A 22,417-nucleotide genomic window follows, 5' to 3' on the forward strand; every position below is an offset into this window, starting at 1 on the left:
CGCCAGGGAGGCCGCTTGCGGCCGACCGTGAGCGAAGCGAGGCGACGTGACGCAGGCCTGATTGCTGTGGTGCGCCTCGGGCTTCGCCCTCACGGTCGCTGCGCTCCCTGGCGAACGAGGGGGTGGTACCCCAGCTTCGCTCCCTGGCGAACGGGGGGCGAGGTGTCAGCCGACGACGCCGTAGAGGCGGTCGCCGGCGTCGCCGAGGCCCGGGACGATGTAGCCCAGCTCGTTGAGCTTCTCGTCGAGCCCGGCCGTCACGAGCGTCACGGGGATGTCGAGGTCGGCCAGCTCGGCCTCGATGCGCTCGACGCCCTCGGGCGCCGCGAGCAGCGTCACGGCCGTGATGTGGTCGGCGCCGCGCTTGACCAGGAAGTGGATGGCCGCCGCCAGCGAGCCGCCCGTCGCGAGCATCGGGTCGAGCACGTAGCACTGGCGTCCGGTCAGGTCGTCGGGCAGACGCTCGGCGTACGTGACCGGGTCGAACGTCTCCTCGTTGCGCACCATGCCGAGGAAGCCGACCTCGGCCGTCGGCAGCAGGCGCTGCATGCCCTCGAGCATGCCGAGCCCGGCCCGCAGGATCGGCACGACCAGGGGCCGCGGGTCGCTGAGCCGGACGCCGCGCGCCATCGCGACGGGCGTCTTGACGTCGACGGCCTCGACCCGCACCTCGCGCGTCGCCTCGTACGCCAACAGGGTCACGAGCTCGTCCGCCAGACGCCGGAACGTCGGGGAGTCGGTGCTCTCGTCGCGCAGCAGCGTGAGCTTGTGCGAGATCAGCGGGTGGTCGGCGACGTGTACGTGCATGCCCCGAGCCTAGTGGTGCGGGGGCCGGGGCTGGCGGCGGCGAGGGGAGGTCTGTCACCATCGCAGGGAAGACGTTCCCCACCGGGGAGACCTTCCCTCACGAGAGGCACACCATGGCCGAGGACGATGTCGACTTCGCCGTCGCCGCCTACCACGACGAGGGGCAGTGGCAGGTCGTCGAGCTCAACCCGCGCCTGGGTGAGGACGTCGACGACCTCAGCGACGCCCTGGGCCGCTTCCCGTCCGACGTCGGGGTGCTGGGGCTGGTGTCGATGAACGACGACTTCTTCGTCATCGTGCGGCGCTCGGGCACCCAGGTCAGGGTCATGCTGTCGGACGTCACGGCGATCGACGACTGGCCGCTGGCGGGCGGCGTGGCCGACCTGCTCGACCTCCCGCCCCTCGCCGACTCCGACGACCCGCACGCGGTGGGCGACCTCGGGATCCTGAGCGACCTCGGCATGACGGCGTCCGACCTCGACGAGCTGTGCGACGACGACGACCTCTACCCCGACGACATCCTGCTCGACGTGGCCGGACGTCTGGGGTTCGGTGGCGAGCTCGAGGCCGTCCTCGGGTGAGTCGCGACCTCTGGATGGGCGAGGCGCTCGAGCTCGCCCGGCAGGCCGTCGTCGACGGTGACGTGCCCGTCGGCGCCCTCGTCGTCGACGCCTCGGGCGCCGTGATCGGGCGCGGGCGCAACACCCGCGAGCGCGACGGCGACCCGACGGGCCACGCCGAGGTCGTCGCGATCCGCGAGGCCGCGGCGGCGAGGGGCGAGTGGCGGCTCGAGGGCTGCACGCTCGTCGTGACGCTCGAGCCGTGCACGATGTGCGCGGGGGCGATCGTCGCGTCGCGCCTCGACCGGCTGGTCTTCGGGGCGTTCGACGACAAGGCCGGTGCGGTCGGGTCGCTGTGGGACGTCGTGCGCGACCGGCGGCTCAACCACCGGCCCGAGGTCGTCAGCGGCGTCCGGGCCGCGGAGTCGTCCGAGCTGCTGCGGGCCTTCTTCGCCACCCACCGCTGAGCACCACGGGCCCGTGGAATCGGGGCACCGGTGGAACAACCACGCGGCGTCGACGTTGCACTTGAGCATGAGAGCAATCGTGTACAGCCAGACCGGTGACCCGTCCGTCCTCGAGCTCGTCGAGCGGGAGCCGGGAGAGCCGGGTGACGGCGAGGTGCGCGTGCGGGTCGTCGTGTCGGGCGTCAACCCGACGGACTGGAAGTCGCGCGCGGCCGACCCGGGCCAGCCGACCCCGTTCGCCGAGGTCGTGCCCAACCAGGACGGCTCCGGCGTCGTCGACGCCGTCGGCGCGGGTGTCGAGGGCCTCGCGGTCGGCGACCGCGTGTGGGTGCAGCTCGCGGCGCACGGACGTCCGACGGGGACGGCCCAGGAGCTGACCGTCGTGCCGGCCGACCGCGTCGTCCGCCTGCCCGACGGCATCTCGCACGACGTCGGCGCCTCGCTGGGCGTCCCGGCCGTGACGGCGCACCGCGCGCTGACGGTCGCCGACGGCGGCCCGATCCGCCTGTCGCCCGGTGCGCTCGAGGGCCGGACGGTGCTGGTCGCCGGCGGCGCGGGAGCGGTCGGGCACGCCGCGATCCAGCTCGCCCGGTGGGCGGGCGCCACGGTCGTCACGACGATCAGCAGCGACGAGAAGGCCGCGCTCGCGACGGCGGCCGGCGCCCACCACGCGATCGACTACACCGCGGGCGACACCGCCGACAGGATCAGGGCCGTCGCGCCCGACGGCGTCGACATCGTCGTCGAGGTGTCGCCGGCGGTCAACGCCCGCCTGAACCAGGCCGTCATCAAGAACGGCGGCACCGTCGCGGTCTACGCCAACAACGGCGGCGACACCGTCGAGCTCGACGTCGTGCAGACGTTCGTGCTCAACATCCGCTACCAGTTCCTGCTGCTCTACACGCTCGACCCGGCGGCCCTGCGCAACGCCGCGGAGGACGTGACCGCGGCGCTGCAGGACGGCGCGCTGCCGGTCGGCGAGGACGCCGGCCTGCCGCTCGTCCGCTTCCCGCTCGAGCGGACCGCCGACGCGCACGCCGCGGTCGAGGACAGCGTCGTCGGCAAGGTGTTGATCGACGTGTCGGCGGAGTGAGGCTCTCGCTGCTCGACCGGTCGCGGACGCGGGACGGTCGCCCCGAGGCCGAGGGGCTGACGGGATCGGTCGAGCGCGCGGTCGAGGCCGAGCGCCTCGGCTACGACCGCTTCTGGGTCGCCGAGCACCACGCCGTCCCGGGCATCGCGAGCGGCTCGCCGCCGGTGCTGCTGGCGTCGATCGGCGCGCGGACGTCCCGCATCCGGCTCGGCTCGGGCGGCGTCATGCTGCCGAACCACCAGCCGCTCGTGGTCGCCGAGCAGTTCCTGATGCTCGAGGCGCTGCACCCCGGCCGCATCGACCTCGGCGTCGGGCGGTCGGTGGGCTTCACCGCGCCCGTCCGCGAGGCACTGCGGGCCGACCTCGACGCGACCGACACGTTCGAGGCGGACGTGACGGAGCTGCGACGTCTGCTCGACGGCGACGCCGCCGTGACGGCGCATCCCGTCGCGACGACGTCGGTGCCGATGTCGTTGCTGGCGACCGGGCGGGGCCTGTCGATCGCCGCGCGGCTCGGGCTCCCCGTCGTCGTCGGTGGTCCGGTCCTGCACACCGACGAGGGTGCCGAGGCGATCGCGGCGTACCGGCGCGACTTCCGGCCGAGCCCGATGGCCGCCGATCCGTACGTCACGATCTCGCTCGACGTGCACGTCGCGGACGACGACGCGACGGCCCGCGAGCTCGCGCTGCCCGAGGCGTGGGCCATGGCGCGGTCACGGCAGACCGGCGAGTTCCCGCCGCTCGAGCCCGTCGCGTCGATCCGCGCCCAGTCGTGGGGTGCGCAGCTGACCAAGCGTGTCGAGAGGTCGCTCGACCAGGCCGTCGCGGGCTCGCCGGCGACCGTCCGCGGCCTGCTCGACGACATCGTCGCGCGCACGGGGGCCGACGAGCTGATGGCGTCGACGTCGACGTTCGACCGCGCCGACCTGCTCGCGTCCGACGCGGCCCTGCGGGAGATCGTGACGTAGCGTCGGGCCGCATGAGCCTCACGATCGACGAGCTGGCGATGCCCGATGCGCTGGACGGCCCGGGCGGCCACGCGTTCGCGGAGTACGCCGCGCTGTGCAACGGCGTCGAGTCGCACACGCTGGGCACCGACCTGCTGGTGATGGAGCCGCAGGAGATGCTCTCGGAGTACGTCAGCACCCCCACCCGGGTGCGCCGGCACCTCGTGGCGCGCGACGGCGGCGCACTGGTCGGGCGCGCGATGATCACCACGCGTCCGCTGACGCCCGAGGCCGGGGCGCACCTGATGGTCGACGTGCTGCCGATCCACCGACGTCGTGGCGTCGGGACGGCGCTGCTCGCCGCAGCCGAGGCGGCCGCCACCGACGCCGGCGCGCCGGTGCTTAAGGTGGCCGTCGCGCACTCGGTGCGTGACGGGGGCGAGCGCGTCGAGCCGCCGACCGGCTTCGGCGACCTGCCGGCGGACGACCCGGGAGTCCGTTTCCTGCAGGCGCACGGCTACGCGCTGGAGCAGGTGAGCCGCATCAGCCTGCTCGCCGCGGACCGGCTGCGGGCTGGCGGGTCGTCCGAGGTGCCGGACCTCGACGACGACTACCGGTTGCTGACGTGGGCCGGGCCGACGCCGGACGAGTGGGTCGACCAGCTGGCGGCGCTGCGCACCCGCATGAGCACTGACGCCCCGTCGGCCGGGATGGTGGCGGTGGCCGACCCGTGGGACGGCGACCGGGTCCGCGAGCACGACGACCGCATCGCGTCGAGCGGCCGGACGATGCTGACGGCGGCCGCCCGGCACGCCTCGTCGGGCGTCCTGGCGGGTTTCACGGAGATCGTGGTGTCGGCGGGGGACGTGGTCGCGGTGCAGGAGGACACGCTGGTGCTGAGCGATCACCGCGGTCGTCGTCTGGGGATGCGGCTCAAGAGGGCCAATGCCGATCAGCTCGTGGCGGCGTTCCCCGCGGTCGAGGCCGTCGTCACCTGGAACGCCGAGGAGAACCGGCCGATGCTCGACGTCAACGAGCAGCTGGGATTCCGGGAGGTCGGCCGCGAGGCCGGCTGGCAGAAGCACCTGCTCCGAGACGTGGTGGCCCGGAATGGTTGACGTCCGCGGCTCGTTGAACCGGGCATGACCCACAACTCGTACGACTTCGCCGGCCGGACCGTCCTCGTCACCGGAGGTGGGACCGGCATCGGCCGAGCGATCGCGCTGGCCTTCCTCGACAACGGCGCCAACGTCGCGATCTCGGGCCGCCGCGAGGACAAGCTGCGCGAGACCCTCGAGGGCCGGCCGGACGACCGGACGCTCGCCGTGGTCTCCGACATCGGCGACCCCGACGACGCGAAGGCGCTCGTGGCGGCCGTGGTCGAGCACTTCGGCCGGCTCGACGTCGTGGTCAACAACGCTGCGGCGTTCGCGAGCGGCGAGTTCACCGAGACCGCCGGCGAGCACTGGGAGCAGATCCGCACCACGAACATCGACGGGTTCGTGCACCTCGCGCTGCACGCCCTGCCCGAGCTGGAGAAGACCGGCGGCAACCTCGTGGGCGTCTCGTCGGTGTCGGCGCTGCGCGGCGACTGGGGCCAGTCGCTCTACAACGCGAGCAAGGCGGCGGTCCGCAACTTCATCGAGTCGCTCGCGCTCGACTACGGCAGCCGCGGCGTGCGCCTGAACTCGGTGGCACCCGCGTTCACGATCACGCCGATCACCGAGGGGATGACGGAGGACGAGGCGCTCATCGCGAAGTTCACCAACCGCGTCGCCCTGGGACGTCCGGGCCGGCCGGACGACGTCGCGCCGGCGGTGCTGTTCCTCGCGAGCGACGACGCCGCCTACATCACGGGTGCCACGCTGGCGGTCGACGGCGGGACGAGCGCGTCGACGGGCCAGCCGCACGTCGAGTAGCGGGGAATACCGGACATGCTAATCTAGTTGAAGTTTAAACAAGCCACCGAGGGCGTGGCGGAGGAGTTCGACATGGGCGGCAACAGCATGCAGTTCGGCATCTTCAGCGTCGGCGACCTGACGGTCGACCCGACCGACGGAGCGATCCCGACCGAGAACGAGAAGCTCAAGGCGCTGGTCACGATCGCCAAGAAGGTCGAGGACATCGGCGGCGACGTCTTCGCGGTCGGCGAGCACCACGACTCCGGCTTCGTCCCCGGGGCCATCAGCACCCTGCACGCGTTCATCGCCGCGCAGACCGAGCGCATCATCCTGTCGACGTCGATCGCGCACATCACGACCAACGACCCCGTCAAGATGGCCGAGGACTACGCGACCCTGCAGCACCTGTCGGACGGTCGCGCCGACCTCGTCCTGGGCCGCGGCAACACCGGCCAGGTCTACCCGTGGTTCGGCAAGGACCCCTCGAAGGGCGTCGAGCTCACGATCGAGAACTACCAGCTGCTGCGCCGCCTCTGGGACGAGGACGTCGTCAACTGGGAGGGCAGGTTCCGCACGCCGCTGCAGGGCTTCACGTCGATCCCGCGACCGCTCGACGGCGTCTCGCCGTTCGTGTGGCACGGCTCGATCCGCACGCCCGAGGTCGCCGAGATCGCCGCGTACTACGGCGACGGCTACTTCGCGAACAACATCTTCTGGCCCAAGGAGCACTACATCCGGCTGATCAACTTCTACCGGCAGCGCTACGAGCACTACGGGCACGGCACGCCGGAGCAGGCGATCGTGGGCCTCGGCGGCCAGTTCTTCATGCGCAGGAACAGCCAGGACGCCGTCAACGAGTTCCGTCCCTACTTCGACAACGCCCCGGTCTACGGGCACGGGCCGTCGCTGGAGGACTTCCAGGCGCAGACGCCGCTCGTCGTCGGCAGCCCGCAGGAGGTCATCGAGAAGACGCTGGCGTTCGCCGACTACTTCGGCGACTACCAGCGCCAGATGTTCCTCGTCGACCACGCGGGCCTGCCGCTCAAGACCGTCCTCGAGCAGCTCGACCTGCTGGGCGAGATCCTGCCGACGCTGCGGGCCGAGTTCGACGCCCGGCGCCCCGCGGGCGTGCCCGACGCGCCGACCCACGCCAACCGGGTCGCCGCGCGCGACGCGGCGCTCGCGAAGGCCGACGCATGACCACCGTCGTCGCGATCACCGCGGGCCTCAGCGAGACGTCGAGCACGCGGCTGCTCGCCGACCGGCTCGTCGAGTCGCTGGGCCGGCAGGCGGCCGACGTGTCCGTCGAGGTCGTCACGCTGCGCGAGCTGGCGCACGACGTCGTCGACGCGACCCTGACGGGCTTCGCCTCGCCGCGGCTGCAGGACGTCCTCGACAAGGTGACCGCTGCCGACGGGCTGATCGTCGCGACGCCGATCTACAAGGCGTCGTACCCGGGGCTGTTCAAGTCGTTCTTCGACGTCATCGACACCGATGCCGTGATCGGCAAGCCCGTCCTGCTCGCGGCTACGGCCGGCACGGCCCGGCACTCGCTCGCGATCGACCACTCCCTGCGACCGCTGTTCGCCTATCTGCAGGCGCTCGTCGTGCCGACCGGCGTGTTCGCGTCGACGCACGACTGGGGCTCCGAGGGCGCGCCGGCGCTCGAGCAGCGCATCGAGCGGGCCACCGGCGAGCTGGCGAGCCTGCTCAAGGGCACCGGCACGGGACGGTCGAGGGACGACGAGTTCGACCTGTTCAGCGAGACGTTCCGCTCGATCGCCGAGGGCCCCAGGGCCTGACCCGGCCGCGCAATCTGTGACGCCTACGGCGTCATCCCCGGTCCGTGACGCCGTGAGCGTCACGGATCGCGGATGGTCGCGGCCCGCCTAGGGTGGATCCGTGCCCGACGACCTCGCCTCCCGGTTCCGTCTCGCCGCGCTCGGACCGCTGCGCGAACTGGGGCGGGGCTTCCGGCGGGTCGGCCTGCGGGCCGTCCTGGCCGACACCAACCGCACGGGCCGGCGCGTCGAGGTGCCGGGCGAGGCGGCGACCGAGGGCTTCGTGTGGGACGCCCGCGACGCCGCGACCGACCGCTGGTGGCCTCAGGGCATCACGACGTCCGCCGACGCCTACGGTCACGACGAGTCGTCCGGCACGGTCGACGGGCGCGGGGTGCTGCTGACGAGCTGGTACGCCCACGGCAGGTTCGCGCGGCGATTGCTGGGCTCGCGCATCACGGTCGTCGCGGACGTCGACGGGCCCGCGCCGACGTACCGCCACGTGCTGCTGGTCGAGCCCGTGCGGGTCGGGCCGGTGCACCTGCTGCGGCCCGTACGGGTGCACGCCGGCGGCATCGTCTGGTACGGCGACCACCTCTTCGTCGCCGGCAGCGGGGCGGGCGTCAGGGTGTTCCGGCTCGACGACCTCACGCACGTCCGCAACCGGGTGCGCTCGCGCGGCTACCGCTACGTCCTGCCACAGGCGTCGGCCTACGCCGCGGAGCAGGACGCCGATCACGCGCCGCTGACGTACTCGTTCCTGTCGCTCGACCGCGGGGCCGAGACCGACAGCCTCGTCGCCGGCGAGTACGGGACGAAGGACAGCCCGACCCACCGGCTCGTCCGCTACCCGCTCGACCGCGACACCCGGCTGCTGAGCTGCGACGAGCACGGTCGGTCGACGGCCGCCGAGCTGCACGACGGGCAGCCCCGCATGCAGGGCGCCACGCTGGTCGGCGACACGTGGGTCGTGACGGCGAGCGCCGGGGAGGGGCGCCCGGGCGACCTGTGGGTAGGGCGACCGGGGCACCTGCACCGGCACCGCGGCGTGCTGCCGACGGGCCCCGAGGACATCGCCCACTGGCCGCAGCGCCGTCAGGTGTGGTCGCTCACGGAGTGGCCCGGGCGTCGCTGGGTGTTCGGGGTCGACGTCGACCCGTGGGTCACACCCTGACGACCAGGTCGGCCTGACCGCGGCGGGCGATGACGCGCTGCGCGTTGGGCTCGTCGACCGTGTCGACCCAGGCCTGCGCCTCGGCCTTGGTCTTCCCGTGCTTGACGTGCCGGCCGACCAGGCGCGAACGGCGACGGTCGTCGTCGAGGTCGACGAACCACACCGCGTCCATGACGGACCGTGCCTCGAGCCACGGCTCGGTCTCGTCGAGCAGGTAGTTGCCCTCGGTCACGACGATCGTCGCGGCGGGCGGCACGGTGATGGCCCCGGCGATCGGCTGCTCGAGCTCGCGCTCGAACGTCGGCGCGAGCACGTCGTGGTCGCGGTCGTCGCGGATGCGTCGCAGCAGCGCGAGGTACCCGTGGCCGTCGAACGTCTCGATCGCCCCCTTGCGGTCGAGCAGGCCCCGCTCGACCAGCGCGACGTCCGCGAGGTGGAAGCCGTCCATCGGCACGTGGACGGCCTCGACCCCGGTCGCGCGGAGCTTCTTGACCACCGCGACGGCCAGCGACGACTTGCCGACGCCGGGTGCGCCGCAGAGGCCGAGGACGGCGCGGCGCCCTGGGGTGACGAGCCCGGCGGCGCGTCCGACGAGCTCGTCGATCGTGGAGGTCTGCACCTCGCCATTGTCGCGCAGGACGCGGGTTCGGCGCCTCGGCAGGCCTCGGGTAAGGTACTCGGCGGTGGCGTGTCCGAGCGGCCGAAGGTGCAACACTCGAAATGTTGTGTGGGTTCACGCCCACCGTGGGTTCAAATCCCACCGCCACCGCACGATGAGGGCCCCCGTTCCCGCCGATTCCTCGGCGAGGACGGGGGCCTTGCTCGTCGTTCGGGCCGTCCCCGTCGCGGCTATCGTCTGGTCGTGACCTTCACAGAACGCCTCGGTCGATGGCGACGTGTCCTGCCGGGCCGGCGAGACTGGATCTCGCTCGTGCTGGCGGTGTGCGCGCTGGCGGCCGCCGTCGCGGCGATCCTCGTCGGGATCTTCTCCGTCGTCCTGCTCGTCACGGGGTCCGGCGACTTCTGAGCGTCCGGTGTCGCCCTACCGGAACGCGGGGATGCCGGTGAGGGCCTGGCCGATCGAGAGGGCGTGCATCTCGGACGTCCCCTCGTAGGTCAGGACCGACTCGAGGTTGTTCATGTGCCGGATGACCGGGTACTCCAGGCTGATGCCGTTGGCGCCGAGGATCGTGCGGGCGGTGCGGCAGACGTCGAGGGCCTCGCGGACGTTGTTGAGCTTGCCGAGGCTGACCTCGACCGGCAGCAGGCCGTGGGCGTCCTTGGCGCGACCGAGGTGCAGCGCCAGCAGGGTGCCCTTGACGACCTCGAGCGTCATGTCGGCGAGCTTGGCCTGCGTCAGCTGGAAGCCGGCGATCGGCCGGCCGAACTGGGTGCGCTGCCCGGCGTACTCCAGGGCGCACTGCAGCGACGCGCGCGCGGCGCCCATCGAGCCCCACACGATGCCGTAGCGGGCCTCGTTGAGGCACGTCAGCGGCCCCTTGAGCCCCACGACCTCGGGCAGGACGGCATCGGCCGGCAGGCGGACGCCCTCGAGCACGAGCTCGCTGGTCACCGAGGCGCGTAGCGACATCTTGTGCTTGATCAGGGGAGCCGAGAAGCCGGGGGTGTCGGTCGGGACGACGAACCCGCGGACGCCCTCGTCGGTCTGTGCCCACACCACGGCGACGTCGGCGACCGAGCCGTTCGTGATCCACATCTTGCGGGCGTCGAGCACCCAGTCGTCGCCGTCGCGGCGGGCGCGGCTGCGCATCGAGACGGGGTCGGAGCCCGAGTCGGGCTCGGTCAGGCCGAAGCAGCCGATCGCACGACCGGCGGCCATCTCGGGCAGCCACTGGTTCTTCTGCTCCTCCGAGCCCCAGTGGTGGATCGCGAACATCGCGAGCGAGCCCTGCACCGACACCAGCGACCGCAGCCCCGAGTCGGTCGCCTCGAGCTCGAGGCACGCGAGCCCGTACTCGGTGGCCGTCATGCCGGGGCAGCCGTAGCCGTCGAGGTGCATGCCGAGCACGCCGAGCGTCCCGAGCTCGACCGCCAGCTCGCGGACGACGGGCAGCTCGCCGTCCTCGAACCACGTCGCGACGTGCGGCTCGACGCGGTCGTCGCAGAAGCGGCGGACGGCGTCGCGCACGTCGCGCTCCTGCTGCGTGAGGACCGCGTCGATGTTGGCGGGATCGGCCGGGCTGAACGTTCGCTTCGTGGGCGCGGTGCTCATGCGAGCTCCTTCGGTGTGCCGCTGCGGTGCGGGACGAGATCTGCTGCCAGGGGGCGCGAGAAAAGATAACCCTGCGCGGAGTCGCACGCGAGCCCACGCAGGGCGTCCAGCTGGTGCCGCTGCTCGACGCCCTCGGCCACGACGAGCAGTCCGCACGCGTGGGCGGCGTGCACGACCAGCGCGAGCAGCTCGCTCGCGCCCTGCTCGGTCGAGGCGACCAGGCTCCGGTCGATCTTGACGACGTCGGCCGGCAGGGAGCGCATCCGGGCGATCGAGGTGTACCCCGTCCCGAAGTCGTCGATGCCGACGCTGACGCCCATGCTGCGCAGCGCCGCCATGTGCAGGGTCGCGCGCGGCTCGTCGACGAGGACCGTCTCGGTGACCTCGACCGTGAGCCGGTGGGGCGCCAGGCCCGACGCGCGCAAGGCATCGGCGACGTCGTCGACGATCGTGCCGGAGGCCAGGTGGCGGCCCGACACGTTGACCGCGACGGTCAGGCCGCCGGCGCCGATGGGGTCGCCGCGCGTCCAGTCGACCAGCTGGCGGGTCGCCTCGTGCAGCACCCAGCGGCCCAGCTCGCACACGAGGTCGGACCGTTCGGCGACCGGGATGAAGGTGTCGGGCAGCAGCAGGCCGTGGCCCGGTCGGTCCCAGCGGACGAGGGCCTCGTAGCCGTCGACGACCTCGGTGCGCACCCCGACGACGGGTTGGTAGTGGATCTCGAGACCGCCCGTGGCGAGGGCCTCGACCAGCCCCGTCTCGACGTCGAGGCGGTCGGCCTCCTCCTGGCGCAGCGTCGCGTCGAAGAACTCGATGCGCTCGGACCCGCTCGACCGGGCCCGGCGGGCGGCGAGGCGCGCCTGGTGCAGGAGGTCGTCGGCGTCGGTGCTGCCGTCCAGGCTGACCGAGATGCCGACGGCGGCGGAGACGCCGACCTGCCGACCGCCGATCAGCAGGGGCGTGTCGACCGTCCGCACGATGTCGCGGGCCAGCCCGGCCAGGTCGGACGACGGCGTGAGCCGCTCGACGAGCACGACGAGCTCCTCCGGCCCGACGCGGGCGAGGACGTCGTCGGCCGCCAGCACCTGCTCGATCCGTCGGGCGACGGCGTGCAGGGTGTCGTCGCGGTGGTCGAAGCCCATGTCCTCGAGGATCCGCGCCACCCCGCCGAGGTGGACGTCGACGAGCGCCGACGGGGTGCCGTCGCGCACCCCCCGCTCGAGCGCGGCGGAGATCTGCTGCAGGACGAACGGCCGGTTGGCCACACCGGTGACGGGATCGGTCGTGGCGCGGTCGAACAGGTCGTCGCGCAGCGAGTCGCGCTGGTGCGCCGTCGCCCGGATCTCGTCGATGTCGCAGGCCATGCGGCCCATCGCGAGCAACGCCAGCACCGCCGAGGCCACCACCAGGGTCGTCGGGTCGACGGGCACGCCGACGAGCTCGCGACTGGCCAGCAGTGCGGCCGGGAGCAGCACGACGGTCGCGAGCACCCCCAGGCGTCCCAGCGTGAACGGCGTCGGCCCCCGGGGCGCCGGACGGGTCAGGGTGACCATGTCGGGGTGCAGGGCGGCCGCGCCCCACAGGACGTACGAGCCCAGCCAGAAGGCTTCGATGACGGCCGACGATCCGGCGTGGCTGCCCGCGGACGCCGCGAACATCGTGTCGGCCGCCACGGACGTGCCGGTGGCGGACACCAGGAGCAGGAACGCGGGGCTCCACGTGTGCTGCCCCGTCATGAGGCGCAGCACCAGGGCCAGCAGGACGATGTCGGCGGCGGGGTAGGCGATCGCGACCACGAGACCGAGCTGTGTCGTCGTGCGGTCCTCGATCAGCGGCCCCGCGATGAACGACCACGACAGCAGCCCGAAGCCCACCGTGATGATCGCGGTGTCGACGACCCCGGCGAGGTCGCGGGTGCGGCGCTGCGTGCGCATCAGCAGGACGATGCCGCCGGCGAGCAGGGGGTACGACGCGAGGTACGGGACGTCCGCGAGCGACGGGTACGGCGTGCTGCCGTCGGCCGCGAGCCCGCCGTAGACCACGTCACCGGTGACCCATGCGCCCTGTCCGGCCGCCAGCAGCAACCACGGCGTCGCCGTCGAGGGCCGGTTGCGGGCGGCGCCGAGCACGATCGCCGCGACGCACGACAGGCCGACCGCCAGGTACAGCAGGTCGGCCGGGGTGCCCGACGGCATCGCGAGGTAGACGACGGCGACGGTCGTCGACGCGGCCGCGTACACCCGCCACCCAGACCTCACGGCGTCTCCTCACCGGCCCCGCCGCGACGTCGCCGCGGCTGAATGGGCTCATTGTGTCGGACGGAACGGCTCACGGAGGCCGCGACGCGGCGTTCCGTAGGCTCGGCGCATGACCTCTGCACCCGACGTCCTGCACACCCCGCTGCGCGTGGGGGCGCTCGACCTGCCCAACCGCGTGCTCATGGCGCCGCTGACGCGCATGCGCGCCACCCCACCCGGCGACGTGCCGAACGACCTGATGGTCGAGTACTACGTGCAGCGCGCGGGTGCGGGTCTGATCGTCTCGGAGGGCACCCAGATCTCGCCCGAGGGCAAGGGCTACATGGACACGCCGGGCATCCACAGCGCCGAGCAGGTCGCCGGCTGGCGCCGGGTCACGGACGCCGTGCACGCCGCGGGCGGACGCATCGCCGCGCAGCTGTGGCACGTGGGCCGCGTGTCGCACGAGTCGTTCCACGGCGGCGAGCCGACGGTCTCGGCGAGCGCCCTGCCCTATCGCAACCGCACGACGGTGCGCGGCGAGGACGGCACCCCCCAGCGGGTGAGCTGCCCCACGCCCCGGGCCCTGCGCACCGACGAGCTGCCGCGCCTGGTCGACGACTACCGCGCCGCGACGCGCAACGCCCGCGAGGCCGGCTTCGACGCCGTCGAGATCCACGCCGCCCACGGCTACCTGCTGCACCAGTTCATGTCGGCCGAGTCGAACCACCGCGACGACGAGCACGGCGGATCGCTCGAGAACCGCGCGCGTCTGCTGCTCGAGGTCGTCGACGCCGTGATCGGGGAGTGGGACGCCGCGCACGTCGGCGTCCGCATCTCGCCGAAGGGCACCTTCAACGGCCTGGACGACGCGGAGGGCGGCGAGATGGGGCTGTACGTCGCGGCGCAGCTCGCGTCGCGCGACCTCGCGTTCCTGCACCTGTCGGAGCCCGACTGGGCCGGCGGCCCGTCGCTCGACGAGCCGTTCCGGCGCGAGCTGCGCGAGGCGTTCCCGGGCGTCATCGTCGGCGCGGGCGGCTACAGCGCCGAGAAGGGCGAGACGCTGATCGCGGCGGGCCTGGTCGACGCCGTCGCGTTCGGCCGTCCGTTCATCGCCAACCCCGACCTGCCGCTGCGCCTGGCCGAGGGCCTGCCGCTCAACGAGCCCGTCCCCGCGACGTTCTACGGCGGCGGGGCCGAGGGCTACACCGACTACCCCGCGCACAGCGCCTGACGGTGGACGGGACGCGGTGACGGGGAGGACGTGACGGTCCCGACCGCGTGACCTCCGGTGTCGTGGGTACGACCACGAGAACTCCCACCCCCGACATTGGAGCACCCGTTGATCCCGACCCTCGTCACGCTTCCCCTCCACCTGACCCAGCAGCTCGCCGGAGTGGTGCTGCGCACCGGCGTCGGCGTCGCCACCGGCCTGCTGCACCGCGTGCTGCCCGGCGGCAGCGGCGCGCACGACGAGCCGGTCAGGCGTCCGGACGAGCCGGCGCCGGCGCCCACGGACGTCGCACCGGTCGTCGACATCACGCCGCCGAAGCCCTCGGTCGTGGCCGACCCCGTGACCCAGCCGGCCGCGCCGGCGCCCGAGCCCACCCCGGGTGCCACGACGACGCTCGCCGATCCCGCCCCGGCCACCGCCAACCCGGCGACGCGCTCGACGGCCAAGCGGGCCACGGCACGTCAGGGTCCGGCGAAGAAGGCGACGCCCAAGAAGCCCGCGGCCGGCGCGACGAAGGCCCAGAAGGCCGTCGACCAGAAGACCCCGGCCCCGAAGGCCAGGCCGACCAAGCCGGCCTCGGTGCTCGACGAGCCCGCCGCACCCGTCGACGACGACCCCATCGTCTACAGCACCGGCCCCGAGTAGCCCCCGACTCCCAGGACTCGCGAGTGGTGCGGACCGGACATTCCGGGACGGCGTGTCTGTCCGGACCGCACCACTCGGGCTCCGGAATGCAGCACTCGCGTGGGTCGAAGACCCCGTGACGCACCGAAGTCCCCGGCCGGAGCGGTAACGGCGGGGACTTCTGCGTGCACCGGAGGCCGTGCTGCCCTCCGACTCGTGTTCCACCGTACGGGCGCCGCATGACGCGTGCGGCAACCTCGGGCCAACGTCCGGTGAACGATCGGCGGCCCCGCGTCACGCGCCGGGCAGGCTGACCTGCTGAACATCGGGATCGGTGGCGGTGCGACAGCGTCGCGGCGTGGACCCACGATCGTCCGGCGCGCCACATCGCCAGGCGCTAGCGTGGCGCTGTGTCCGTCCTGGAGATCGTCCTGGCAGCGCTGTGCGGCGCCCTCGCGGTGCTCGTGGTCGTGCTGCGGGCGATGCTGGGCCGGGCCCGCCGACGCGTCCGGTGGCTCGAGGACCAGTCGTCGCGGCCACGCCTGACCGTGCCGACGCCCACCGAGGCCGTGCGCGGCGTCGTCGGCACCGCGATCAAGCTGCGCGACCACGGCGTCAAGGGCGTCATCCGCAGCTCGATCGACGACCTGGCGCTGTGGGCGGACGTCGAGCGCCCCGACCTCGCGCGGCTCGCCGCCGCGGACGGCACCGTCACGATCATGTTCTCCGACATCGAGGGGTCGACCGAGCTCAACCACCGTCTGGGCGACAACGGGTGGGTGCAGCTGCTCGCGCGGCACGACCGTCTCCTCACCAAGGCGATCGATCGTCAGGGCGGCCACGTCATCAAGACGCAGGGCGACGGCTTCATGGTGGCCTTCGCCGAGGCGTCGCAGGCCGTGGCGGCGGCGTGCGACATCGAGCGGTCGCTGGCGGGCGTGCGCCGCGGCCGGCTGGCGGGCGTCCGGGTGCGCATCGGCGCCCACCGCGGGTCGGCGGTGCACCGTGACGGCGACCTCTTCGGCCGCAACGTGGCCTTCGCGGCCCGGGTCGCGGCGCAGGCCGACGGCGGCGAGGTGCTGGTGAGCGAGGCCGTCGTCGACGCGCTCGGCGACCACGAGGTCACGGTGCTCGAGGTGCGCGAGGCCGAGCTCAAGGGCGTCCCCGGCGTGCAGCGCCTGCACCTCGTCGACTGGGCCTGACGCCCGCCGCCCGGCATCACTGACCCCGGCGGACCTTGCCCGTCGCCGACCGCTGCAGCTCGTCGACCAGCTCGACGTCGCGCGGCACCTTGAACCGCGCGAGCCGGTCGCGGACGTACGCGCGGATCACGTCGGGGGACGGGCCGCCGTCCGGCTCCGGCACGACGACGGCCCGCAGACGCTGCCCGTGCTGCTCGTCGTCGACCCCGTGCACCATGACGTCGCGGATGCCGGGGTGTCCGTGCAGCAGGTCCTCGACCTCGCCCGGGAACACGTTCTCGCCGCCCGACACGATCATGTCGTCGTCGCGACCGTCGACGAAGAGACGACCGTGCCCGTCGAGGTGCCCGACGTCGCCGGTGCCGACGTGCCCGTCGACGACCTCGCGACTGCTGGTCGCCCCCGACGGCGCCGTCATCGGGCTGCGCACGACGACGCGTCCGACCGCGCCCGTCGGCACGTCGTGTGCGTCGTCGTCGACGACACGGACCGACACGCCTCGCAGGGGTCGGCCGACGGTTCCGGGTGCCGCGCGCAGGTCGTGCGGGTCGGCGAGCGTCGCCCAGCCGATCTCGGTCGAGCCGTACATGTTGAGCAGCACGTCGCCGAACACGTCCATGAAGCGTCCGGCCAGGACGGGGTTGAGCGGCGCCGCTCCGGACGGGACGGCGTGCAGCGAGCCCAGGTCGAGCCCCTCGCGGACGGCCGCCGGCACGTCGAGCATGCGGTGCAGCATGACGGGCACCGCGAACATGACGCGCACCCGATGACGCTCGACGGCCCGCAGGGCCTCCTCGGCGTCGAAGCGCCGCATCAGCACGACGGGGCAGCCGAGGGCGATCGCGATCACGAGGTACGCCAGCCCCAGGCCGTGGAACAGCGGCGGCAGCACCAGGACGGGGTCGCCGGTGCGCAGACCGATCGACCGCAGCATCGTGCTCAGCGGACCGACGTAGGCCGCGCCCTGCGATCGTCGCGGTGCGCCCTGGGGCGTGCCGGTGGTGCCGGACGTGAGGATCACGAGCCGCCCGGTGTGACGGCGGCTGGGCGGTGCGGGGTGCCCGAAGTCGCACGCCCCCCTGACCGAGCCCGAGCCGTGGCCGTCGCTGACCAGCGTCGGGACGTCGAGGCCCGACCGGGTGACGACGCGCTGCAGCTCGGCGTCGTGCACCAGCAGGTCGAGCCCCTCGCGACGGCCGACGTCGCCCAGCTGGTCGGCGCCGAAGTCGGTGTTCAGCAGCACCAGGTCGGCGTCGACCCACATCGCCGCGAAGGCCGCCTCGACGAATCCCGCGTGGTTGCGGCACAGCAGCCCGATCGTGCTGCCGCGACCGATGCCCCGGGCGTGCAGCACGCCCGCGAGCAGCCGGACGCGCTGGTAGAGCTCGCGCGCCGTGACGGTGCCGAGGTCGTCGACGACGGCCGGACGGTCGGGCCACCGGCTCGCGCTGTGCGCCAGCAGCACCGCGGGCGACGACTGGTGGCGCACCAGGCCCTTGGCCAGCCCCACGGCGGCGCGGGGACCCACGGGAGCGACGACGCGCGACGACAGGGCGGCGTCCAGCGCGCCGATGACCGTCCCGGCGAGGGGGATCACGGGCGTCGGCCCGGGACGTCAGGTGTGTCCTGCGTCACGTCGGCCATGTGTGGACGGTACCGCCACGGGCGCGACCCCGGCAACGGCCGCCGGGCTCAGAAGCCCGGGCGTCGCGGCACGTACGGCTCCTCGAGGGCGGCGAGCTCGGCGTCGTCGAGCACCAGGTCGACCGAGGCGATCGCGTCGTCGAGGTGCAGCGGCTTGGTCGCCCCGACGATGGGGGCCGTGACGACGTCCTGCTGGCGCACCCACGCGAGGGCCACCTGGGCGCGCGAGACCCCGCGGGCGTCCGCGATCGACGCGACCGCGCCGGCGATCGCCCGGTCCGACTCGTCGGTGTGGCCGTAGAACTTCTCCATGACGTGGTCGGAACCGCTGCGCGCGGTGCTCTGGTCGTCCCAGTCGCGGGTCAGCCGTCCGCGGGCCAGCGGGCTCCACGGGATGACGCCGATGCCCTCGTCGAGGCAGAACGGGTGCATCTCGCGCTCGTCCTCGCGCTGCACCAGGTTGTACTGGTCCTGCATCGAGACGAAGGGCGTCCAGCCGTTGAGGTCGGCGGCGTGCTGGGCCTGCGCGAGCTGCCACGCCCACATCGACGAGGCGCCGATGAAGCGTGCCTTGCCCGACTGCACGACGCGGTCGAGCGCCTCCATCGTCTCCTCGATCGGGACGTCGGGGTCCCAGCGGTGGATCTGGTACAGATCGACGTAGTCGGTGCCGAGGCGGCGCAGGCTGTCGTCGATCTGCTGCGCGATCGCGGACGCCGAGAGACCGCCCGTGGACGGGTCGCCGCCCATCGGGAAGAACACCTTCGTGGCGATCTCGACGTCCTCGCGGCGGGTGAAGTCGGCCAGCGCGCGTCCGACGATCTCCTCGCTCGAGCCGTCGGAGTACATGTTGGCGGTGTCGAACGTCGTGATGCCGGCCTCGAGGGCGCGGCGGATGAACGGCCGGCTCTCGTCCTCGGGCAGCGACCACGGGTGCGTGCCCCGCGCGGGGTCGCCGTAGCTCATGCAGCCCAGGATGATCTCGGACACCTGCAGGTCGCTGTCGCCCAGCGGTACGCGTCGCATGGGCCCATCATCGCGCGGACCGGGTCGTCCTGCCGGGAGCGAACGTGACGGTCTCCTCATATTTCACCTGACCCTCTGGTCCGTCCTGCACTAGACTCTGGAACCAGAGGGAGATCAGCAGTTCCAGCACACGGCTCGGCGCATCGATGGGAGACCCGCTTCGGCGGGGTTCGACGCACCTGGACCGTGAGTCCGTCGTCCCGACGGCCGCCGGTGGGGTCGACCTCGCTATCTGGTCAGAGGGGTCACAGATGCGACACACGCATGCGGCACGTCGAACACGCACGGTGATGATGGCGACGAGCCTGGTCATCGGCTTCATGGCTGTCGGAGGTCCGGCACAGGCCGGTCCGTCGCCGGTCACCATCAGGACGCTCGCGAGCCCCACCGTCTCGACGAGCGACACGGCGCGGGTCGCGCCCAGATTCGCGGCGCGCAAGGGCGTCCGGGTCACCAAGGCGACGGTCGACGTGCGACGCGGCTCGGCCTGGATGGCCCGGGGCGTCCGTCTCGCCCGCGTGCCGGCGGGCTCGTACAAGGTCACCACGAAGGTGACCTACCGCGAGGTCCGCAAGGGGCGGCCCGGCCCCGTCCGCACGGTTCGCCGGACGCAGACCCTTCGCGTGAAGGCGGTGCCGGCGACGGCCCCCCGCGTGGCGAGCCCCGCGGTGAGCCCCGCGTCTGCGCCGGCCCCCGAGCGCGCACCCGCGACGAGCCTGGCGACGACCAGCACGTCGTGCCAGGACGCCGCGCTCGTCAAGACCCACGGCTCGCCGTGGACGTGCACCTTCTCCGACGAGTTCGACGGCAGCACCCTCGACCGGGCGAAGTGGCTGCCCCAGCAGACCGCGTTCAGCCCGACGAACGGCTACCAGATCGGCGCCGACTGCTACGTCGACGACCCCGCCAACGTCTCGGTGTCGGGCGGCGCCCTGCACCTGACGGTGCGCAAGGAGGCCGCGCCCTTCACGTGCCAGGGTGCCGGGCCCACCGGCGACGCCCAGGTGCAGCACACCGCGGGATCCGTCAGCACCGTCGGCATGTTCGCGCAGGCGCGCGGGCGCGTCGAGTTCCGCGCCGCATTCCCCGCCACCAAGGTCGCCGGCCACCACGGTGCCCTGTGGCTCTACCCGGCCAACCCCGCCGCGGCCTTCCCCTACTCGGGCGAGATCGACGTGGCCGAGTTCTACTCGCAGTACCCGGACCGGGCCATCCCCTACGTCCACTACGGGCACTGGGACCCGAGCGTGACCAACAACTACTGCACGATCCCCGACCCCACCGTGCTCAACACCTACACGCTGGAGTGGACCCCGACGACGATCTCGATCGCGTACAACGGGGTGCCGTGTGTGACGCACCAGATCTCCGACGACGCCGCCAAGAAGGCGTTCGAGGGCGAGTTCATGCTGGTCATGACCCAGGGGCTGGGTGCGGGAGCCAACGCCGTCACCGCGGCGACGCCAGACGTCGGGACCACGACGGTCGACTTCGTGCGGGTCTGGAAGTAGTCCGCGGAATATCCGTCGCTGGGGCCTCCTTGACCTTGGTATGACTTCCACACCTTCTGCCACCCCGTCCGGAACCTTCCAGCTCGGCGGCGACCTGCCCGTCACGCGTCTGGGATACGGCGCGATGCAGATCACCGGCGAGGGCGTCTGGGGCGAGCCCCGCGACCGCGCCGAGGCCGTCGCCGTCCTGCGTCGGGCCGTCGAGCTCGGCGTGACGTTCTTCGACACCGCCGACTCGTACGGTCCCAACGTCTCGGAGGAGATCATCCGCGAGGCGCTGCACCCGTATGCCGACGACGTCGTGATCGCGACCAAGGCGGGTCTGACGCGCACCGGCCCGGGGGAGTGGATCCCCGTCGGCCGTCCGGCCTACCTCAAGCAGCAGGTCGAGCTGAGCCTGCGCAAGCTCGACGTCGAGCGCATCGACCTGATCCAGCTGCACCGCATCGACGCCGAGGTGCCGATCGCCGAGCAGGTCGGCGCGTTCAAGGAGCTGCAGGACGCCGGCAAGGTGCGGCACATCGGCCTGAGCGAGGTCAGCGTGGCCGAGCTGGAGCAGGCGCAGCAGACGGCCGAGATCGTGTCGGTCCAGAACCTGTTCAACCTGACCGACCGCTCGGCCGAGGAGCTGCTCGACCACGCGACGGCCGCGGGGATCGCCTTCATCCCGTGGTTCCCGCTCGCGACCGGTGGCCTGGTCAAGGACGGCGGACCGCTCGAGAAGCTCGCCGCCGAGCACGACGCGACCCCGTCCCAGCTCGCGCTCGCGTGGCTGCTCAAGCGCTCGCCGGTCATGCTGCCGATCCCCGGCACGTCGACCGTCTCGCACCTCGAGGACAACGTCGGCGCCGCCGCGATCGAGCTGACCGACGCGCAGTTCGCAGCACTCGACGCGATCGCCTGATCGGGTCGACCGCAGGTCGACGACGATGCACGGCGAGTACAAGGTCTCGGGCGGAAAGCTCGTGGTGGCCGACCTGGAGGTCGTCGACGGAGCCATCCGTGACGTCGTCCTGAGTGGTGACTTCTTCCTGGAGCCCGACGAGGCACTGGGTCACATGTCCGATGCGCTCGAGGGCCTGCCCGCGGACGCGAGTCTCGGCTCGCTGGTCGAGACGGTCGACCGCGCACGGGGCGACGCCGTCATGGTGGGCTTCGACCCGCCCGCCGTGGCCCACGCGGTGCTGCGGGCGCTGGGACGTTCGACGGCCTGGCACGACCACTCGTTCGAGCTGCTCGAGGCCGGACCCCAGCACCCCGCGATGCAGATGGCGATCGACGAGGTCGTCGCGCGCCAGGTCGGTGACGGCCTGCGGAGCCCGACGCTCCGTGTCTGGGAGTGGGCGTCGAACGCCGTCATCATCGGCTCGTTCCAGTCGTTGTCGAACGAGGTCGACGTCGAGGCGGCGACCCGCCACGAGGCGACGGTCGTGCGGCGGATCTCCGGTGGCGGCGCGATGTTCGTCGAGCCCGGCAACACCATCACGTACTCGCTGTACGTGCCGGCGACCTTGGTCGAAGGGCTGTCGTTCGCCGACTCGTACGCCTTCCTCGACGCGTGGGTCGTCCGGGCGCTGCGAGAGCTCGGAGTCGAGGCGACCTACGTCCCGCTCAACGACATCGCGTCGCCGCTCGGCAAGATCGGCGGGGCCGCTCAGAAGCGACTCGCGAGTGGTGTCGTGCTTCATCACGTGACGATGTCGTACGACATGGACGCAGCCGCGATGCTCGACATCCTGCGCATCGGCCGCGAGAAGCTCAGCGACAAGGGGCACGTCAGCGCCGCCAAGCGGGTCGACCCGATCCGCAGCCAGACCGGCATGAGCCGCGGAGCCGTCGTGTCGGCGATGCTCGGCCACTTCGAGGCCAGCTACGGCCTGACCACGGTGCAGATCGACGACCCGACGCTCGAACAGGCGAGCGCGCTCGCCGTGTCGAAGTACCAGGACCCGGGCTGGACGGCCCGGGTCCCCTGA

General features: G+C 72.6%; 22 protein-coding genes and 1 tRNA gene. 17 read left to right on the plus strand and 6 right to left on the minus strand.

Translation table 11 applies throughout. The annotated features are described in order from the left end of the window. Positions 1 to 165: 165 nt before the first annotated feature. On the minus strand, positions 166 to 807 hold the full coding sequence (gene upp, locus IFT73_RS17030; RefSeq protein ID WP_192168653.1) for a uracil phosphoribosyltransferase: 642 nt from the start codon (positions 805 to 807) through the stop codon (positions 166 to 168). A 113-nt stretch (positions 808 to 920) separates the two neighbouring features. Here upp and IFT73_RS17035 point away from each other — a divergent pair, with 113 nt between their 5' ends. The 9 genes from IFT73_RS17035 (at position 921) to IFT73_RS17075 (ending at position 8,730) form a co-directional block, all read left to right on the plus strand. Beyond that, on the plus strand, positions 921 to 1,388 hold the full coding sequence (locus IFT73_RS17035; protein ID WP_056604783.1) for a tRNA adenosine deaminase-associated protein: 468 nt from the start codon (positions 921 to 923) through the stop codon (positions 1,386 to 1,388). Positions 1,389 to 1,402: 14 nt separating this feature from the next. Then, positions 1,403 to 1,834, plus strand: a complete 432-nt coding sequence (locus IFT73_RS17040) for a nucleoside deaminase (RefSeq protein ID WP_192168703.1) — start codon at positions 1,403 to 1,405, stop codon at positions 1,832 to 1,834. 67 nt (positions 1,835 to 1,901) lie between these two features. After that, on the plus strand, positions 1,902 to 2,927 hold the full coding sequence (locus IFT73_RS17045; protein ID WP_192168654.1) for an NADPH:quinone reductase: 1,026 nt from the start codon (positions 1,902 to 1,904) through the stop codon (positions 2,925 to 2,927). After that, positions 2,924 to 3,895, plus strand: a complete 972-nt coding sequence (locus IFT73_RS17050) for an MsnO8 family LLM class oxidoreductase (protein WP_192168655.1) — start codon at positions 2,924 to 2,926, stop codon at positions 3,893 to 3,895. Before IFT73_RS17045 ends, IFT73_RS17050 begins: the two co-directional genes overlap by 4 nt. An 11-nt stretch (positions 3,896 to 3,906) precedes the next feature. After that, positions 3,907 to 4,992 (plus strand): GNAT family N-acetyltransferase, encoded by a 1,086-nt coding sequence (locus tag IFT73_RS17055; protein ID WP_192168656.1) that lies wholly within the window; start codon positions 3,907 to 3,909, stop codon positions 4,990 to 4,992. A 24-nt stretch (positions 4,993 to 5,016) separates the two neighbouring features. Then, positions 5,017 to 5,793, plus strand: a complete 777-nt coding sequence (locus IFT73_RS17060; protein ID WP_192168657.1) for an SDR family NAD(P)-dependent oxidoreductase — start codon at positions 5,017 to 5,019, stop codon at positions 5,791 to 5,793. 87 nt (positions 5,794 to 5,880) lie between these two features. After that, on the plus strand, positions 5,881 to 6,975 hold the full coding sequence (locus tag IFT73_RS17065; protein ID WP_056609834.1) for an LLM class flavin-dependent oxidoreductase: 1,095 nt from the start codon (positions 5,881 to 5,883) through the stop codon (positions 6,973 to 6,975). Further along, entirely contained in the window at positions 6,972 to 7,577 is a 606-nt protein-coding gene (locus IFT73_RS17070; RefSeq protein WP_192168658.1) for a CE1759 family FMN reductase, read from the plus strand. Before IFT73_RS17065 ends, IFT73_RS17070 begins: the two co-directional genes overlap by 4 nt. A 100-nt stretch (positions 7,578 to 7,677) precedes the next feature. Next, positions 7,678 to 8,730, plus strand: a complete 1,053-nt coding sequence (locus IFT73_RS17075) for a hypothetical protein (RefSeq protein WP_192168659.1) — start codon at positions 7,678 to 7,680, stop codon at positions 8,728 to 8,730. Here IFT73_RS17075 and IFT73_RS17080 read toward each other — a convergent pair. Beyond that, entirely contained in the window at positions 8,720 to 9,349 is a 630-nt protein-coding gene (locus IFT73_RS17080) for a nucleoside/nucleotide kinase family protein (protein ID WP_192168660.1), read from the minus strand. The two genes, IFT73_RS17075 and IFT73_RS17080, sit on opposite strands and share 11 nt — an antisense overlap. A 63-nt stretch (positions 9,350 to 9,412) precedes the next feature. Between IFT73_RS17080 and IFT73_RS17085 the strand changes: the two genes are divergently transcribed. Both IFT73_RS17085 and IFT73_RS17090 read left to right on the plus strand, forming a co-directional pair. Next, a tRNA-Ser gene (locus tag IFT73_RS17085) sits at positions 9,413 to 9,499 on the plus strand. 93 nt (positions 9,500 to 9,592) lie between these two features. After that, the gene (locus IFT73_RS17090; protein WP_192168661.1) at positions 9,593 to 9,757 is read left to right on the plus strand and encodes a hypothetical protein; all 165 of its coding nucleotides are present in this window, start codon (positions 9,593 to 9,595) and stop codon (positions 9,755 to 9,757) included. 15 nt (positions 9,758 to 9,772) lie between these two features. Here IFT73_RS17090 and IFT73_RS17095 read toward each other — a convergent pair whose 3' ends face one another. Further along, positions 9,773 to 10,963: an acyl-CoA dehydrogenase family protein gene (locus IFT73_RS17095; protein ID WP_192168662.1), complete on the minus strand. Its 1,191-nt coding sequence runs from the start codon at positions 10,961 to 10,963 to the stop codon at positions 9,773 to 9,775. Beyond that, positions 10,960 to 13,221, minus strand: coding sequence for a bifunctional diguanylate cyclase/phosphodiesterase (locus IFT73_RS19690; RefSeq protein ID WP_192168663.1), 2,262 nt, complete (start codon positions 13,219 to 13,221; stop codon positions 10,960 to 10,962). The genes IFT73_RS17095 and IFT73_RS19690 overlap by 4 nt, the downstream gene beginning before the upstream one ends. Positions 13,222 to 13,330: 109 nt before the next feature. Between IFT73_RS19690 and nemA the strand changes: the two genes are divergently transcribed. From nemA to IFT73_RS17115, 3 genes are all read left to right on the plus strand, one after another. Further along, complete coding sequence (gene nemA / locus IFT73_RS17105; RefSeq protein WP_192168664.1) at positions 13,331 to 14,434, plus strand: N-ethylmaleimide reductase; 1,104 nt, start codon at positions 13,331 to 13,333, stop codon at positions 14,432 to 14,434. Positions 14,435 to 14,542: 108 nt separating this feature from the next. Further along, positions 14,543 to 15,079 carry a hypothetical protein gene (locus IFT73_RS17110; protein WP_192168665.1) on the plus strand — a complete coding sequence of 179 codons (537 nt, stop codon included), beginning with the start codon at positions 14,543 to 14,545 and terminating at the stop codon, positions 15,077 to 15,079. A gap of 389 nt (positions 15,080 to 15,468) precedes the next feature. After that, a complete protein-coding gene (locus IFT73_RS17115) occupies positions 15,469 to 16,260 on the plus strand; it encodes an adenylate/guanylate cyclase domain-containing protein (protein WP_197984345.1) in 792 nt (263 codons plus the stop codon). 16 nt (positions 16,261 to 16,276) lie between these two features. Here IFT73_RS17115 and IFT73_RS17120 read toward each other — a convergent pair whose 3' ends face one another. Continuing rightward, positions 16,277 to 17,857: an AMP-binding protein gene (locus tag IFT73_RS17120; protein WP_192168666.1), complete on the minus strand. Its 1,581-nt coding sequence runs from the start codon at positions 17,855 to 17,857 to the stop codon at positions 16,277 to 16,279. A 95-nt stretch (positions 17,858 to 17,952) separates the two neighbouring features. Next, positions 17,953 to 18,930, minus strand: a complete 978-nt coding sequence (locus IFT73_RS17125) for an aldo/keto reductase (protein WP_192168667.1) — start codon at positions 18,928 to 18,930, stop codon at positions 17,953 to 17,955. A gap of 293 nt (positions 18,931 to 19,223) precedes the next feature. Between IFT73_RS17125 and IFT73_RS17130 the strand changes: the two genes are divergently transcribed. The 3 genes from IFT73_RS17130 to IFT73_RS17140 are packed head-to-tail and all read left to right on the plus strand — an operon-like array spanning position 19,224 to position 22,417. Further along, the gene (locus IFT73_RS17130) at positions 19,224 to 20,441 is read left to right on the plus strand and encodes a family 16 glycosylhydrolase (RefSeq protein WP_206759102.1); all 1,218 of its coding nucleotides are present in this window, start codon (positions 19,224 to 19,226) and stop codon (positions 20,439 to 20,441) included. Between the two features lie 40 nt (positions 20,442 to 20,481). Then, the gene (locus tag IFT73_RS17135) at positions 20,482 to 21,345 is read left to right on the plus strand and encodes an aldo/keto reductase (RefSeq protein WP_192168669.1); all 864 of its coding nucleotides are present in this window, start codon (positions 20,482 to 20,484) and stop codon (positions 21,343 to 21,345) included. A 25-nt stretch (positions 21,346 to 21,370) separates the two neighbouring features. Further along, positions 21,371 to 22,417: a biotin/lipoate A/B protein ligase family protein gene (locus IFT73_RS17140; protein WP_192168670.1), complete on the plus strand. Its 1,047-nt coding sequence runs from the start codon at positions 21,371 to 21,373 to the stop codon at positions 22,415 to 22,417.

It is taken from the genome of Aeromicrobium sp. CFBP 8757, assembly GCF_014841755.1.
Taxonomy (GTDB): domain Bacteria; phylum Actinomycetota; class Actinomycetes; order Propionibacteriales; family Nocardioidaceae; genus Aeromicrobium.

Excerpts from the sequence above, each read along its gene's own strand:
- IFT73_RS17130 (WP_206759102.1), top strand. The coding sequence starts at position 19,224 with ATGGCGACGAGCCTGGTCATCGGCTTCATGGCTGTCGGAGGTCCGGCA.
- IFT73_RS17140 (WP_192168670.1), top strand. The coding sequence starts at position 21,371 with ATGCACGGCGAGTACAAGGTCTCGGGCGGAAAGCTCGTGGTGGCCGAC.
- upp (WP_192168653.1), bottom strand. The coding sequence starts at position 807 with ATGCACGTACACGTCGCCGACCACCCGCTGATCTCGCACAAGCTCACG.
- IFT73_RS17135 (WP_192168669.1), top strand. The coding sequence starts at position 20,482 with ATGACTTCCACACCTTCTGCCACCCCGTCCGGAACCTTCCAGCTCGGC.
- IFT73_RS17035 (WP_056604783.1), top strand. The coding sequence starts at position 921 with ATGGCCGAGGACGATGTCGACTTCGCCGTCGCCGCCTACCACGACGAG.
- IFT73_RS17070 (WP_192168658.1), top strand. The coding sequence starts at position 6,972 with ATGACCACCGTCGTCGCGATCACCGCGGGCCTCAGCGAGACGTCGAGC.
- IFT73_RS17055 (WP_192168656.1), top strand. The coding sequence starts at position 3,907 with ATGAGCCTCACGATCGACGAGCTGGCGATGCCCGATGCGCTGGACGGC.
- IFT73_RS17065 (WP_056609834.1), top strand. The coding sequence starts at position 5,881 with ATGCAGTTCGGCATCTTCAGCGTCGGCGACCTGACGGTCGACCCGACC.
- IFT73_RS17095 (WP_192168662.1), bottom strand. The coding sequence starts at position 10,963 with ATGAGCACCGCGCCCACGAAGCGAACGTTCAGCCCGGCCGATCCCGCC.
- IFT73_RS17060 (WP_192168657.1), top strand. The coding sequence starts at position 5,017 with ATGACCCACAACTCGTACGACTTCGCCGGCCGGACCGTCCTCGTCACC.
- nemA (WP_192168664.1), top strand. The coding sequence starts at position 13,331 with ATGACCTCTGCACCCGACGTCCTGCACACCCCGCTGCGCGTGGGGGCG.
- IFT73_RS17125 (WP_192168667.1), bottom strand. The coding sequence starts at position 18,930 with ATGCGACGCGTACCGCTGGGCGACAGCGACCTGCAGGTGTCCGAGATC.
- IFT73_RS17040 (WP_192168703.1), top strand. The coding sequence starts at position 1,403 with ATGGGCGAGGCGCTCGAGCTCGCCCGGCAGGCCGTCGTCGACGGTGAC.
- IFT73_RS17045 (WP_192168654.1), top strand. The coding sequence starts at position 1,902 with ATGAGAGCAATCGTGTACAGCCAGACCGGTGACCCGTCCGTCCTCGAG.